A 15268-nucleotide genomic window follows, 5' to 3' on the forward strand; every position below is an offset into this window, starting at 1 on the left:
CCGAAACTACCACGCAACCGGCTTCTCCGTTTTACATACCGCTGGTACGCAACGCTGAAAACTAGTAAATGGCGTGGTAGCAGAGCCACAGCACCCTATTCAGGAACGAGGCCGTACTGGTTAAGCGAATTACCCGTTTTGCGGCTTTCGGCGGTACGCTCCAGCTTCAGCGACGCGCTCGTAGGCACCTCCACGATGTAGTACTCGATGGTGCCGCCCGTGTTGGTCGGTCGGGGGTTCAGGTCAGCCAGAATCAGGCGTTGATTGTTGGTTGAGATAGTCCAGGTACCAGTCAGCAGCCGCCCGTCGATATCCGTCAGCTTCGCCACACCGGGCTGACTCAGATCGAGCCGGAAGCTGGCGTAGCCGGGCTTCGTGTTGCTGCTTCCCCCCTGCGTGTAGACCAGTACGTCGCCCTCTTTCACGGTCTGCGCCCGCCAGATACGCCCCAGCTGATCGGTGATCGACGCGACGGGTTTGGGGTGACAACCGAGCAGCAGACTCAGTACTACGAGCCCAGCCAGTTGAATCAACTGTGTTTGATTTGGTTTCATGGCAGCAGGATTCGTTTTGTCAGTTTACGCCCGTCGGCAACAAGGTGGACCAGGTAAGTTCCCGTCGGAAGGTGGTTCAGGTCGTAGTGCCAGCGGGCAGTGGGGCGTACCAGCCGATTATCGGTTAGAACCGATTGCCCGGTCTGGGTCAGCAGCTGTACCGTTGTCGACAGTGTCGAAAACCAGTTGGTGACGACGTTCAGTGCACGGTCGCTGACGTACAGTTCCGTGTGGGTATCCAGTTCGTCCTCCACGGCAATTATCACTTCGTTGATCCGGGCCGACGCGACGTTGGAATAGCCGGAATTCCCCGCCGTATTGATGGCCTTGATGCGGTAGTAGTAGATCGTGAACTCGGTCAGGCCGGGGTCGACGTAGCTCGTGACAGCCGCCGGCACCTGCTTAATTTCCACAAATGGGCCGTTCGCGCTGGTCGCCCGTTCGATACTGATTGTCACGGCTTTGGGCGATACAGCCGTCCAGTTGAGTCGGATCTGATCATAGTCCTGCACCAGTGCCGTCAGGTCGGTGGGCGACGCAGGTGGTGCCAACGGCGTCGTGACGCAAACCGCATCGGCATAGCCCGATGGACCAGCCGCGTTTATGGCCCGGATGCGGTAGCAGTACTGCGTCGCGTCAGTCAGGTTGTTGTCGGTGTAGGTGGTGGCGTTGGCGGCAATGTCGGCGACTTTGGTGAATGTGCCGGTGGCGCTGCTGCTGCGTTCAAGTTGAAAACTGCTTTCGTTGTTGCTCAGGTCGGCCCAGGCGAGTGCGACCTGCGTGGGCGACGTGGCCGTGGCCGTCAACCGGGCAGGGGCAGCGGGGGGCACATCGGGGGTGGTGGCATCGGCAACGGCCGAATAGGCCGACAAACCCACCGCATTTTTCGCCCGAATCCGGTAGTAATAACGGGTATTGGGCGTCAGTCCAGTGTTCTGGTAAGTCGTCACGTTCGCACCGAGATCGGCGATTTTGGTAAACGTCGTGCCGTCGATTGAGCGTTCGATTTCAAAACCCGTTTCGTTATCCGACAAATCCGCCCAGGCCAGGTCTATCTGCGTGTTCGACGTAGCCGTGGCCGTCAGCCGGGCCGGTGCAGCGGGCGGACTGTCGGGGGTCGTTGCATCGGCGGTGTTGGAATAGTCTGATGAGCCAGCCGCATTCACGGCCCGGATTCGGTAGAAATAGCGAGTGCGGGGGCTGAGGTTGGGATCGCTATAGGTGGTGGCATTGGCCGCAACGTCGGCAATTTTCGTCCAGCCATCGCTCCCGTTCGGGCTCCGCTCGAGTTGAAAACCGCTTTCGTTGCCCGACAGGTCGGCCCACTGCAAATTGATCTGGCTGAACGATGCCGCCGTGGCCGATAGCCGGGCAGGAGCGGCCGGTGGCGCGTCGGGTGTGAGGGCGTTGGCGACGGCCGAATACGGGCCGGCACCGCTGGCGTTGGTCGCCCGGATGCGGTAGTAGTAACGGGTATTCGGCGTTCGTCCCTGATCGGCATAGCTCGTTGCATCGCCCGGCAGGCTGGCGATCTGCGCCCAGCCATCGTTCCCATTGGGGCTCCGTTCGACCAGCACATTCGTTGCCGTAGCAACCGCAGACCAGCTTAGGTTGATCTGGGTGGTCGATACCGCCGTAGCTACCAGATTCTGCGGAGCGGCCGGTGGCCCAGCAGGCGTCGTCGCATCAACAACGCTCGAATAGCCCGATACCCCCGCTGCGTTAACAGCCCGAAGCCGATAGAAATACTTCGTCTGCGGCTGCACCGTATTATCGGTGTAAGTTGTCGCGTTGGCTGCTACGTCAGCTAGTTTGGCCCAGTTGCTGCCGTCAGGGCTGCGCTCCAGTTGAAACCCGATCTGATTGGCCGAGCCAGCCGCCCATTGCAGACTGATCTGATTGTAAGCCACTGACGTAATTACGAGCCGGGCCGGTGCAGCGGGTGGACTATCGGGCGTAGTCGCGTCGGCGGTGTTGGAGTAACCGCCCGGCGCACCGGCTGCGTTCAGCGCACGAATCCGGTAAAAATAGCGCGTGTTCGGCGTTAGGTTTTGGTCGCTGTATGTTGTGGCGGTACTGGCGGGGTCTGCTATCTTCGTCCAGCTGTCGTTTCCGTTCGAGCTACGTTCCAGTTGGTAACCCGACGCGCCCGACACGCCCGACCAGCTGAGATTGATCTGCGTGGTCGACACAGCCGTTGCAGCCAGATTCTGGGGCACCCCGGCCGGAGCAGCCGGTGTCGTCGCGCATTGCGTGTCGGTGTAGCCGCTCGGCCCTACCCCGTTCACGGCCCGCACCCTGTAGCAATATTGCGTACTGCCCGACAGACCATTATCGCTGTAGGTCGTAGCGTTCGCACCGAGGTCAGCAATTTTGATGAACGTACCGCTGCTGTTCGGTGCCCGTTCGATCTGAAAACCCGTTTCATTGTCCGACAAATCCGCCCATTGCAAATTGATCTGACTACTGCTCACGGCATTCACGCTCAGCCGGGCGGGGGCGTTCGGTGCCGTAGGTGCCGGGGCTTTGGTCGTGCCACAGGCTTCGTTGCTGTAGCCCGAATACAGACCCGCGCTGTTCTTTGCCCGTACTTTATAGCAGTACTGCGTGTTGGCCGACAAGTTGTTGTCGGTAAAAATCTTCTGCCCGAAATCAGCCTGAACAACCGTGTACGTCCCGCCCGCGCTGTTGGCCCGCGAAATCTCGAACGTGACCGGTACGACATTGACATCCTGCCAGAACACCTGTAGCTGACTGGTCGAGACAGCCGATACCGTTGCCCCCGAGGGCGTAACGGGGGGCGTTGGTGCGGGGGCCGTCGTAGTAGCGCAGGCTACGTTTGAGTAGTCCGATGTGCCGCCCGGTCCCCGCGCCCGGACCCGGTAGCAGTACTGGGTCCCGCTGCTCAGTCCGCCATCGTCGTAAGTCGGTGTCCGGCTATACGGCACGACAGCCACCTGCGTGTACGACCCGCCCGCCGACGCAGCCCGTTCGAGCAGAAAGTCGGTGGCGCTTCCGGCACCGGGGTTGATCCAGGTCAGGCGAATGGCCGAGGTCGACAGGGTGGCAGCGCCGAGACCGGTGGGCGTCGTTGGGGGTGTGGCGGGAGTCGTCACGGTTACTTCAGCGGAGTAACCCGTAGCGGCACCCGTTGCCACAATAGCCCGAACCCGGTAGGTATACGACCCGCTGCCCTGCACGGAATTGTCGGTGTAGGTCGTAGCATTGGCAGCGGCCTCCCCTACCTTTGTGAAGCTGGTGAAGTCTTTCCGCTCGATCTCGAATTTGGATTCGTTCGTCGCATTGTCTTTCCAGGTCAGCACCACCCGGTTATAGGCCGGTGCCGAGCCTGCCAGATTCGACGGCGCGTTGGATTGGGCAGACAGGCGGAATGCGGTTGCCAGCAACAAAGCCAGCAACCAGAAGCGTGTGGATAGATTCATGGCTAGTTGACGTTGATAGTTACCCGGTTCGACAGCCCCGACTCACGCCCGTCCTGGTAGATCGCCTTGACGGCGTATTCGTATTGCCCCGGCGGCACAGTCTTATCAGTGAATGTCAGTTCGCGGTTGACGGACTCGTACGAGCGCAGCGAACTGGCACCCGTCGCCCGGTAGATGATGAAGCGGGCGTACGGATCGGGGTGTTGCCAGCGCAACGCTACCGTTCGACCATCGGCCCCGACCTGCGCCACCAACTGCCGGGCCGACCGGGGAATAGCCCGTAACGTATTGACAGTTGAGCGGAAACGACGCGGGCGATGCCAACCCCGCCGAATCGACCGCCATCAGCATATAGCTGTACGGCGCGTCGGGCTTTACCTGCTGATCGGCGTAGCTGTCCTGCTGGGGGGTCAGTTTGGCCAGTTCGCGCCAGTTTTCCGTCGCGGCTCCCCGCCGGTACAACACCTGTTCCTGCACATCCTGACTGATGCTGGGTGTCCAGCGCACCACAATGGCCGTGTCGCTGGCTACGAAGTCGCTGATGACCGGGCTGCTGGGCGGTACTTTGTCAGGGCGAGCCAGTTCGAGAATATCGGGTGGCGGGCTGGGGTTGTAGTTTTTATCGTAGGCTACAACCCGGTAATACAGCTTTTTCGTCAGTGTGCTCAGCGTCGTTTGGTCGTCGTACACGCTGGTGGGCAGGTAATCGCTGGTGCGGTTGGTGAACACGTGATCGCGCTGGTTTGCCATCAGCACCGCATAGCCCAGCAGGTCCGGCTCCGCGTTGGGGTCCCACACCAGCCGCACATAACCGGTCGTGTCGATATAACCCTGCACGTTTTTAGGCTTCGCCGGGCCTGTCACATCTTTAAAAGTGCAGTAAGCCGCCATCGACGGACTGGCGTTTTTGGCCGTATCGAGCGCGACAACTTTGTAAAATGTTTTCCCATACGGATTCGCCGTTTCATCGATGTACTCCCGGACGGTTTTGCCCAACACCTGCTTCGTCAGCGGACTGACCGGGCTTTTTTCGTCGTTGCCCCGCGCAATGATGTACCCGGCAAAATCAGACGGCAGCGCCGACTGCTCCCACGTAATGCGGACTTTGCTACCGCCGAGGTGTTTGGCCTGCACATTCCGGGCTGCGGTGGGCGGGGTCAGGTCGATGCCCTGCGCCGTGATGACGGGCGACGGCACGCTGCGCTCCCCGAACGGGGAAATGCCAACAACGCGGTACTGATACCGGACGTAGTTTCGCTGCAACGAATCGACATAGCTGTACAACGCCTGCTCCGACTGCACGGGTGCCTGTGTGTACGGCAGTCGGTTTAGCCGCCGGTAGGTGCGCCCGCCATCGGCCGAACGCTCGACGTAGTACGCCGAAAACAGTTCGTCGCTCACCTGCCTATCCCAAACGAGCCGAACGATTTTGTCGAGCTGCTCGGCCCGGACGCTGGGCATGGGTGGGCGCACATACGACCCCACATTGCTGACCATTACTTTCTGCTCATCAACCGATAGAAAACGGCCATCGTAGCGGGGGGTCAGGTAATAGAAATACTGCGTGCCTTTCTTCACCGCCCGGTCGATGTAGCCAAGCCCCAGCCCTTCGGCATGGCGCGCATTTTCGTCGGCCAGCAGCAGCAGCAGCAACATCAGCTGAAAATCGTCCTGCGTTTTCTGCTGTACCAGCTTGTCGAGCGTAACGGCATCGTTGGCTGATTTGAGCACGCTGTTTTTACCGTGTGCCAGCTGCGCGCAGGCCGCAGCCAGACTGTCGGTGCGGGGGCTGCGCTGCTTCCATTCGTCGAGCGTCCAGCCCCGGACGTCCTTCTGAAAATCCAGGTGCAGCCGTCCATCCGCGCCAAGGCTGCGCCGGGTCAGAATGTAGCCGCCGTTTCGGTTGATTTCGCGAAAGAGAATAACGCTGTGCGGTGCCCAGCGGACCACGACCGAGTCGCCGAACGCCCGGCCAATTGCCGACAGCTCAAAGTGCGTGTCGGCGCGGGCCGTTGCCGACCCAGCCGCCGGACGCGTGGTTGTCGGTGCCGCCTGACGCTGCGGACGCTGCGCCAGTAAGGATGCACCCGACAGACCGATAAGCAAGACTAGTAGACAGACTGATTTCATAGCAGTATTGGTCGAAGGCGAATGGTCAGTGGATGATGACCGGCGGGTCGTTGTTTTTCTTGTCTTTCGATGAATCGTTACCCGACGAATTGGTAGGCGTAATAACGATTTTGCTGGGGTCGGGAACGGTTACCAGGCCAATGCCAGAGAACCCATTTCCAATGTTTGTCGCCATGTTGAGCAGGGATGGCGACGGAAAGGGCAACAACCCGTTGTCAATGGCAAACCTATCAACATAGCGGTCGCCGGTACCGTCCTCACTGACCACGTCGGAGGCCAACGTTGCCCCCGGTAATTGCTTGAGGTAGAAGGCAATCGACGATCCCGGCTTGGTTTGTTTCCAGTAGTAACCACCCTTGATCTGGTTAAACTGATTAAACAGTTTGCTAACCTGATCGCTATTCGGCCCCGCCCCACCCGACGGTTTTCCGGTCGTTCCCAGCGTTTCGGTCTGCTTGATTTTACTCAGCACGTAAGCCACGCAGTCTTTCGCCGTATCACGGATTCGGTCTTTCCCCCGGCTGGGATCGCTGCCCGCCGAAGCCATGTACATCGTGTTGGGATTGTACTGCGCAATTGTCGGTTCGCCCGATGCCGTGGCGGCTCGTTGCAGGTCGCTCGAAAAGTATAGAACCCGATAATCGTCATTCAGCGACATGAAATAATCCGTGTAAAAACCCACCGTGAACGACTCGGTGATGCTTTTCATGAATTTCTCACGGGCTTCTGGACTCATACTTTTGGGTTGGCCCGTCTGCGTACCTACGGCCAAATGGTACTCATACGTCAGTCCGCCCGCAATGCCGATCAACTGGTCGATCAGCTCCTTTCGCAGTGGATAGGTATCGTTCAGCGTCGAAAGCATCACATCGACATTATCCTCTAACCGTTCGACGTAGACCTTGTAGATCGGCGCATTCAGGAACATCACACCGTATTTGCCCGGCTGACTGCTGATTGCCTGTCCGCCCAACGCCATGCTCTGTGTTTTCTGGCCAAATCCGTCCGCTGTGACGTTCTTGTTGACCGCGTTATTCATATCGGCAGTGGTCATTTTCAGGCCAGCCTGCGCCCGGCCATCGCTGCCCGACCAGCCCCAGACGATCAGCGTAAGCAGGGCCGCAACCAATTGATGCATCATCGTTCTCATTGCCATCAGTTCTTGAGGTAAGCGTTCATACTGGACTTCGACAGGGGCGGCTGCGGTTTGTCGAACCCACCCTGGTTGACGAGCACCACCTGCCGCATCAGCGTCTCATAGTCGACCACGCCGTAGCTCGTATTGGCCGCCGTCTTGAACAGGATATCCTGACTGGCATTCTTGTAGGCCGAGATACCATCGATTAGCCCCAGCATTGGCTTTACAAATTCAGCAAACCAGGGGTTGGAGGTGTCCAGCACCTTCTGCAACACGAGCGGGGGCAGGTAACTCCCGTTAGGCAGCTTCTTCCAGAGCAGTTCGTAACTGTCGAAACCCTCGGCCCCCTGCATCGGTATGGTGTATGCTTCGATGGTCGACGTCCGCACTGTTTTTTGCTCGGTCAACAGGAAGGGGCTCGCTTTCAGCTTCTCCGCCAGCGTACCGTACTGACTGGTCTGGAAATAATAGCTGTAAACGGGCTGTTCCAGCTGCGTTTTCACGTCGACCACTTCGTCGCTTTTACCCTTGCCCAGCTTGATGTCGTTCATGGCCCCGGCCTGCTGGCTGGTTATTTTCATTCCGGTAGCAGTCCCCAGTTTACCGCCATTTGTCTGCTGAGTGGCCTGATCGGCATAGGCACCGTTGTAGCTCTGCGCCAACCCGTTGATACTGGCCGATTTTGATCCTAACCCGGCACCCGGCTTCGTGGATACGGTGGCCGTTCCGAACCCGAACTCCGCCGACTGCCCACCGAAATAGTTGGCTTCCAGTGCCTTGCGGATTTTCCCTTTTTGAGCGGCAATGATTTTTGTTTGTTCGGCCACCAGCGCGTCGGTCGGTTCGCGGAACACTTCGAGCCGGTACAGGGTCTTTTTCTGGAGGAAATTAGGCGGAATGCCAAACCGTAGCATCTTCCCATCGAACTGCGCGTTGGGATTCGTCCAGACCGTGCTGGGGTCTTTTTTGTCGAACTTCCCGCCTTTCAGTGCCGTGTACCGAACACTTAGCCGGTAAAACTTGTCGGTCTGAATGTTGTTGAGGCAGCAGCCAAAGTTGCTCGACAGCTCGACGTAGCCGAAAATCCCCGCGTCGTTGATAGTCAGATAACGCTGCCCTTCGAACGGGTACGAGTACGCTACCGACGGCACTTCCCCATCCTGACTAAGCGAACTAACACACTCGCCCGTCGTGAAGGTGCTTGACTTTGTTTCCGTAATAAGCTGATTTTTGTAGGAATAAGGTTCGTACTTGTTCGTACCCGTATTCAGCAGGTTGACGCCCAGCGTCAGCGAAACGCTTAGTTTGGTATTGGGCGGCAGGGTAGCATCGCGGAAGAAGCTGACGTTGAAATTACCGCCCCCGTCGGGGTCGCTGCCGAAGCGGAGCCGTCCGTCGTTATTGACGGTACACTTCGATTGCGGGTCCGTCGACAGCGCCGTCGTAACGAAGGGGTTCGCCGGGGTACCGCTGGTAAAATCGAGTCGGAACGTACGGAAGCTGGCAATGGGCTGTTTCGATTCAGGATCAACATCGTTAATCTGAATGAGGGTCCGGACGGGGTAGCTGAACTCGGCATAATACGGTGCAATCACCGACACATTCGTGCCTCCATTTTCGGGCGTCATCCCTGAAATGAGCGGCAGGTCAGCAAAGGGGTTTGGCTGCTCAAATTCGGGTTTGCACTGCCCGTCTTTGTTGTACCACAACTCAAACGTGGTACTGCCTTTGATGCGCCCGCCCAGTGCCCGGTAGCGCAGCAGAATACTGCCGTGCAGCCAGACCGGGTTTACCATACCACCTTCCAGCAGGGCCGTCGCCTGTAGTTTGAGCAGTTCCAGATAGCCCGTATAAATCCAGACGTCGATCTCGATGCCCAGCGTCAGACGCATATCCGCGTACATCTGCCCGTTGGCGTACCAGCCATTGATACCGGGCACCTCGCCACCCGCGCAGGGTGCCGTCACTTTTTGCAGGGCGAAATCGAAGCCGAGCGCCACGTGGTAGTCGGCCCGGAACGGCCCGAACGACGGGTGCCCATCAGCCACAAACCCGGCCCCAAACGCTAACGCATCCGACCCGGCCGGTTGACCACCATGATAGCCGAGGGCTTTCAGGTCAGCCTCGGAAATACCCCAGGGCGGTGGTGGCAACTTATCGATGCCGGTTGGCTTCAGGTTGTTGTACATCACGAAGTACGATCCGAAACCCACGCTCCCCAGTTCGCTGAGTTTAACCTCCAGCTTTATTCGTTGCGAGTTGGCAAAGCAATCATCAGCGTTGCCGCAGGGCGTCGCGTCGGGCAGACCGAGGTAGAAATACCAGCCGCCTGGTTTCTTCTGGTCGTCTGTCAGCTTAGCACTAGCATCCCCTAGAGCACCTGGAAAGGTAACGTGCATACCCATATCGCCCTTGCCCGTGATGGTCAGGGCGCTGGTACCAGCGGGCTGGTAGCTCATCGTCAGCGCGAACTTGCTGTCGAAGAATCCCTGATCGAAATTGACGTCGATGTAACCGTCGCCCTTTGCCAGCGCCTTGTCCGGTTCAGGGCCGAGCAGGGTGGCCGTCAGGTCGAGCCGCAGGTCGCTCAGGTGAAAGCCGTTGTCGGTACGCACCGTTGCGGCCATTACGCCGGTCATGTCGAGCAGGTCTCTCCGCTGTAGGGTCACTTCTACGGCTACCTCGAAACCCGTATGATCTTTACTGGGTGTATACCCAATCTGGCTAGGTTTGCCCGGAGCACCCGGCTGCGTTTCCTTCACCATGTTGTGGAAGGCACCACCGCCAAAGCCCGCCAGCGACAGCGGTGTGCCGGGAATCGGTATCGGCGTGGGCAGTTCCGCCAGTCCGCCCACCTGCCAGTAGCGGAAGCCATTGACCCGCCCGAAATAGCCCTGTAGTTTCATGGCCGCGCCCAGCACCGCCACCCGCATATCGCCTTTGAAACCATCACCGTACTTGGGGTTGCTTTCCGCATCAAAAAACACCGCCGACCCGTCGATACGCATGAAACTCAGGGAACCGTGAATACCGACCGAATCGACGCCGACTTTATCGAGACCCCAGTTTGGCCGTTTCCCGGCACCGAAGGCAATGGTAAAGCGCACGTAGGGCGAAACGGCCGCGTGAACATTCCCCTCCATCAGGGTGATGTCGCCGGTAAATTTGAAATCATACTTTCCCGGATTACCCGTAACCGTCGTCAGGCTGACGCCTTTGATCGTGACGGGAAAGCCTTCGTTGTCGGCATCAGCGAGCAGTGATTTCTGGGGCGACGCAAACGACGAGTTAAACTTACCGGGCGTGAAATAGCTTTTACCGTCAGGAGGTGAACTTTGCAGCTCCATCCCCTCGATGGTCATGCCCGGCGATACTATTTTGGCATTGACACTCAGCCTGGCGTTGAGCGTAACCGTCGCGTTGAACGCGCCGTCTTTGTTGCCCTTGTTGCCGACCGTGATGTTCGTACCCTTGAGCACCGATAGTTTGGCCGCCCAGATTGCTACGCTCGCTTCTTCTTTCGGCGCGACGATCTGGAACTGATAAGCCAGTCCACTACCGGGTTTTTCGTCCTTCGATAGGGTACAGGTATACGGCCAGATGGACGACTTTTCTACCTGCGTTTCGTCGGTGTCGTCGGTGTATTTGAAAATCGGCATCACGACCCGCCCAGCCAGTCGGGCCTCCTTAAACGCGCTGGTGAACAGATTCAGCCGCAGCGTATCGGCCGAGCAGTACCAGCCGTCCAGCGACCCGGCACCCAGCTTGATAATGGGCGTGGCGTTGATAAGTCCGGTGAAACCGTTATCATCATAGATCAGGTTGTCGACCGTTAGTACTGTCGGCTCGCCCTTGTTCAGCGATTTCAGCACTGTCGTCGTCACCTTCAGCTTCGGGAAGAACAGACCCGTCCACTCGTTGCCGGGTTTCTGCCCTTTTTGCGGGTAGTCGCCGGGCAGTTTGGCCGTATGCTCGTCTGGCGCTTCGTCGGGTGATTCGGACTGATCGTAGATACCCTGCTGCCCATCCATCGAAAAGATAAAATCGCGGGAAAGCTTGTCGACGTAGAAATCCGGGAACGACACCCGGGCGGTCCAGTCGTTGAGGTCGGCTTTCGGCGAATCGTAGACCAGCGAGAAGGCAACATCTTTGTCTTTATTGGCTCCGCTTGCTTCTTTCAGGCCGGCCAGTTTCAAATCGGCGAGGATATGTATGGACTTGAACGCCCATTCTTTCAGGTTGACGCTGGTAATCTTCGTAAAGTCAAGATTACCAAGGGCTTTGTCGTTGACATTGGTGGAGGCTCCCTTGAACGTCAGCGAAGGAGGAACGGGTGTATCCAGACCGAGGTACAACGTCATGTCGCCACACATAGCCTTACCGGGGCTTAGACAAACTTTCGTTGCACTCAGCGGCAATCCACCGAAGCTGGCTTTGGCAACTTTAAACCACGTTACCGCATCGAAATAGGCCTGCGCCGGTTCAAAAACGACGTTCGTAATGGCAACGTCGACCGCCGACATGTACACACCCAGCGGCATTTCCCAGCCCGCGCTGTTCTTCGACGCCAGTACGTCGTTTTTGATGTCGCTGATTTTCTGCGCGATTTTTTTGACGTCATTCGGTTTCAGCGACAGGGCACTAAAATCGGGCTTGTCATAGTCAGGGAGCAGACCAGCATTCTGGTTGAGCAACCCACGGGCGATACCCGCGACAGCCTGCCCCGCGCTGTTGCACTGCACCTTGTCGAGTTTGACGCGCAGCTTGATGTACCCACCGCCAACGTACGGCAACTGCACAGTACCGCTGCCATTGATCCGTTGATTTTCGTCGAGACTGACGTTGGTCAAATCAACTGTAAAGCCCGCGATGGTGAGTTGCTTTTTGTTGACAACCGTCTTGTTGTCGTCGACACTACCCACAGTTACCCCCGGTGGCGTTTTGCAGGAGCAGTTCGTAATTTTCTGTTCGTAGGGAGTCGACTGCGGGGAAATTTTGCTGGCTACCGCCGTCGCCCCTTCCGGTGGCGTGTCCTCCCCCACCAGGCCGGGCAGCGGGATCAGCTTGCCGGGTGTCTGTACCAGTTCAAGGCCCGGCGTTTTGGTCAGCGGGGGCAGGCCGGTGCCGTAGGTGAATGAGCAGACGGGCGCTTTGCCGTCGTTCAGAAAATGCAGCTTACCGCTCCGGTCGATGGCCTGCACGCGCCAGGCGTAGCGTTTGCCCAGTTGCAGGGGCGGCTGCGTGGGGCCGTACAGAAACGTGCTCGTCCGTAAGCCGCGCACTTCTACACCCGACCGGGGCAGGGCCACCGCGTCGATAAATACGTTCGGGTCAACGTCGGCCTGCGGCAGCTCGACCACGCGCAGAGTGTACTCCACCGACACGGGCGATACACCCGCCGGGGGCGTCCAGGTAAACACCATCGCCTGCGGATTCGTCGCCGTCACTTCCGCGTCGCAAAGGGGCGCAATCAGAATGGGCGGCTCGACGGACCGGACGGTGATCGGGGCCGAGCAGCCAATCGGAAACTCCGCCGACAGGGGTTGGCCGAAAGGCACGGCAGCGGTGTTGGTCGCCGTTTCGTTGAACGCCCGAATGCAAAGCTGGTAGGTGCCGTCGGGCAGCGGCAGACCCCGCGCCAGTAAGTTTTTGTCGATACCCGTCACCTCCACCTGATTCAGATCGAACAAGCCTTCGAGGTCGTTACGGCTCAGCAGTGTTTGCCCCGGCGGCACCGTCAGCGGGCGCGGTGGGCGGTAGTTGGCCGACGTACGAATCTCGATACCGTTGTCGCCGGTCAGTTGCCCGGCCAGCCGAATCTGGTAGGTGCTGCGGCTAGTGTTGATGATGAACACGCGCACCTGCTGCCCCGCGCCGGGATAGTCCTGCAAATAGGCACTGTAGGGCGGCAGCACGCTGACCTGCACTTGCAGCGGGAAGGTTTGCGCCCACCCGGTCAGGGCGGTCAGCAGGAGTCCGAAGACAACCAGCCAACCCCACTGCCGGGCGAACGACTGTCGATTGCGTAGCATGGTGTGGTTAGAAAGAAATGCCATAGCCGAGGTTCGCTCTGAGTTCGTTGAACGTCTGTGACTGAATGCCCGTGTTTGAGTTGAGGTAGTTGGCCGACAGGCTGATTGTCTGCCGCTTAGCGACCTGGTAGCCCGCATTGGCCGTAACGGTCAGCACCTTGCCCGTCAGGCCAGCCTGTTGATTGACGAGGTAGCTGGCGGTGGCCGAAGTGGTCAGTTTTTTCTCGAAAAAAGCCTGCGTCGCGCCCAGCGTCGGGCCGAAAAACCGGACCGTCTGATTGGTGTCGCCGACGGCAATGGGCAGTTGCGTCTGCGTGTACGACAGCATCCCGTTGATCCCCCAGCCGGTCGTGGTCTGCTGGTAGAAATAGCCCAGATTCAGGTTGGTATTCGTGTTCTCCGTCTGATTGGCGGTGTTGGCGTTCAGGTCGCTGAGTTTCTGGTAGGTCGTCGTCAGCGTAAAAACCTGCATGACGTCGTCTTTCTGAAGCGTGTACCGCCCGTTGACGGTGGCCGAGAGGTTGTTCTGCGATAGCCGGAGCGTATCGATCAGCGGCCGTAACCCCGCCTGCTGACTGATGCCGTAATTCGATAGCTGCACGTCGACACCGTAGGCCGTAGCAGGGTTATACGACACGACGAGCGACCCGATTTTCCGGCCCGTCCGCGCGTTTTTGTTCCCGGCCAGATTGTCGAACTGAATGCCGTAGCTGCCCGACAGCCGAAGTTTCCCGTCGATCAGGGTCAGGTTGGGCGCGATGGCGTAACTTTCGATGTCGGACTGGAAATAGTACGCACCCATCGTCTGAAAATTCGGATCGATGCGCTTGTACTGGAGTTTGATACCCGCGTTGCCCCCCCGATAACCAACTGCCGCCTGCGTTGCCTGCGTCAGCTGCGTTGAGAGCCGGGGGGTGAACAGCTTGCCGAACAGGCGCGTAGCCGGGTTGCTGCCTTCGGTCGATACGAGGGTGGCCCGGATGTCGCGGGTATAGGCACTGACGGCCTCGTCCAGTTCGACGGTAATGTGTTTCAGAATCAGCAACCGGGTGGTCAGGCCCACGACCAGATTTTCGGCGGGGACGACGGTCTGGGTCAGCGACTGGGGTTGCGACGCTATTGAGGCCGAATCGTCTTTGGCCCGCAGCATAATCAGGTCGACGTAGTTGCCGGGTTTGCCGTAACCGACTTTCACGGCATAGCCCGTGCGCTGATAGGCCGGGATGATGTCGGGTTCGGCGAGGTTGCTGGAAATGGCTTTGTTGAACCGGCCGTAGACTGCCCCCAGCCGAAGCTTACCGGGGTTCAGTTCGACACCCCCGCCCAGAAACGTGTGTCCGGCCAGCGTAAAGGGTGAAAAGCTGACGTTGCGGTAGCCCGCGTGAACGGTCGCCCATTTGTAGGTCGGCGACACACCAAACTGGTTGAACGGTTGCCGGAAGCTGCTACCCTGATTGCCTAGTACCGCCGAGAACGGCAGCGAGATACCGCCAGGAAGTGCCACCGTAACGGCCCCGCTGATGCCAAACGGCGACGCCTGATTCCGGGCGGCAATGCCATCGGCGGCATAGAAGCCCGCGTAGGCATTCAGCCCCCCCGACACCTTCACCGGCAACGGTCGCCGGTCGGGTGCCGACTGTGCCCAGAGTGGTCGACTAAGCAGGAGCAGGAAGCCAGTAAGCAGTAGAGTTGAGCGCATACATCAGTCGGTCAGGGAGTCCGGTGGATTCACGCTGCTTAGTCGAAGAGCGCCGAATCACGGAAACAAACCTACTGGTAATCAGCCCGTTGCACAATCGGATAAATGTATGACCGACTCCGCACCTGTTCACCTGTTAGCAATTGACAGTCAACAGGTTACACCATCATTCTGTACTACGCCCGGCCGTACGTTTATACGGTAGAATCGGTAAGAATCCGGGGTATGCCTGCGTAGAAACCCGCACAGCCAACTATGCACAGTGAGGGCGA

The 15268-nt window shown here is 58.7% G+C and carries 6 protein-coding genes; all 6 read right to left on the reverse strand.

The genetic code is table 11. The features are described from left to right. Positions 1–95 precede the first annotated feature (95 nt). The 6 genes from HH216_RS18705 to HH216_RS18730 all read right to left on the reverse strand — a co-directional run bounded on the left by HH216_RS18705 (position 96) and on the right by HH216_RS18730 (position 14996). A complete protein-coding gene (locus HH216_RS18705; RefSeq protein WP_169552180.1) occupies positions 96–554 on the reverse strand; it encodes a hypothetical protein in 459 nt (152 codons plus the stop codon). Beyond that, complete coding sequence (locus HH216_RS18710; protein ID WP_169552181.1) at positions 551–3997, reverse strand: fibronectin type III domain-containing protein; 3447 nt, start codon at positions 3995–3997, stop codon at positions 551–553. The genes HH216_RS18705 and HH216_RS18710 overlap by 4 nt, the downstream gene beginning before the upstream one ends. A gap of 105 nt (positions 3998–4102) precedes the next feature. Further along, positions 4103–6127: a fibronectin type III domain-containing protein gene (locus tag HH216_RS18715; RefSeq protein WP_169552182.1), complete on the reverse strand. Its 2025-nt coding sequence runs from the start codon at positions 6125–6127 to the stop codon at positions 4103–4105. 25 nt (positions 6128–6152) lie between these two features. Continuing rightward, the gene (locus HH216_RS18720; protein ID WP_169552183.1) at positions 6153–7283 is read right to left on the reverse strand and encodes a hypothetical protein; all 1131 of its coding nucleotides are present in this window, start codon (positions 7281–7283) and stop codon (positions 6153–6155) included. After that, entirely contained in the window at positions 7283–13297 is a 6015-nt protein-coding gene (locus HH216_RS18725; protein ID WP_169552184.1) for a hypothetical protein, read from the reverse strand. The genes HH216_RS18720 and HH216_RS18725 overlap by 1 nt, the downstream gene beginning before the upstream one ends. A 7-nt stretch (positions 13298–13304) precedes the next feature. Beyond that, entirely contained in the window at positions 13305–14996 is a 1692-nt protein-coding gene (locus HH216_RS18730; RefSeq protein ID WP_169552185.1) for a TonB-dependent receptor, read from the reverse strand. Positions 14997–15268 lie beyond the last annotated feature (272 nt).

The organism is Spirosoma rhododendri (assembly GCF_012849055.1).
GTDB classification, from domain to species: Bacteria; Bacteroidota; Bacteroidia; order Cytophagales; family Spirosomataceae; genus Spirosoma; species Spirosoma rhododendri.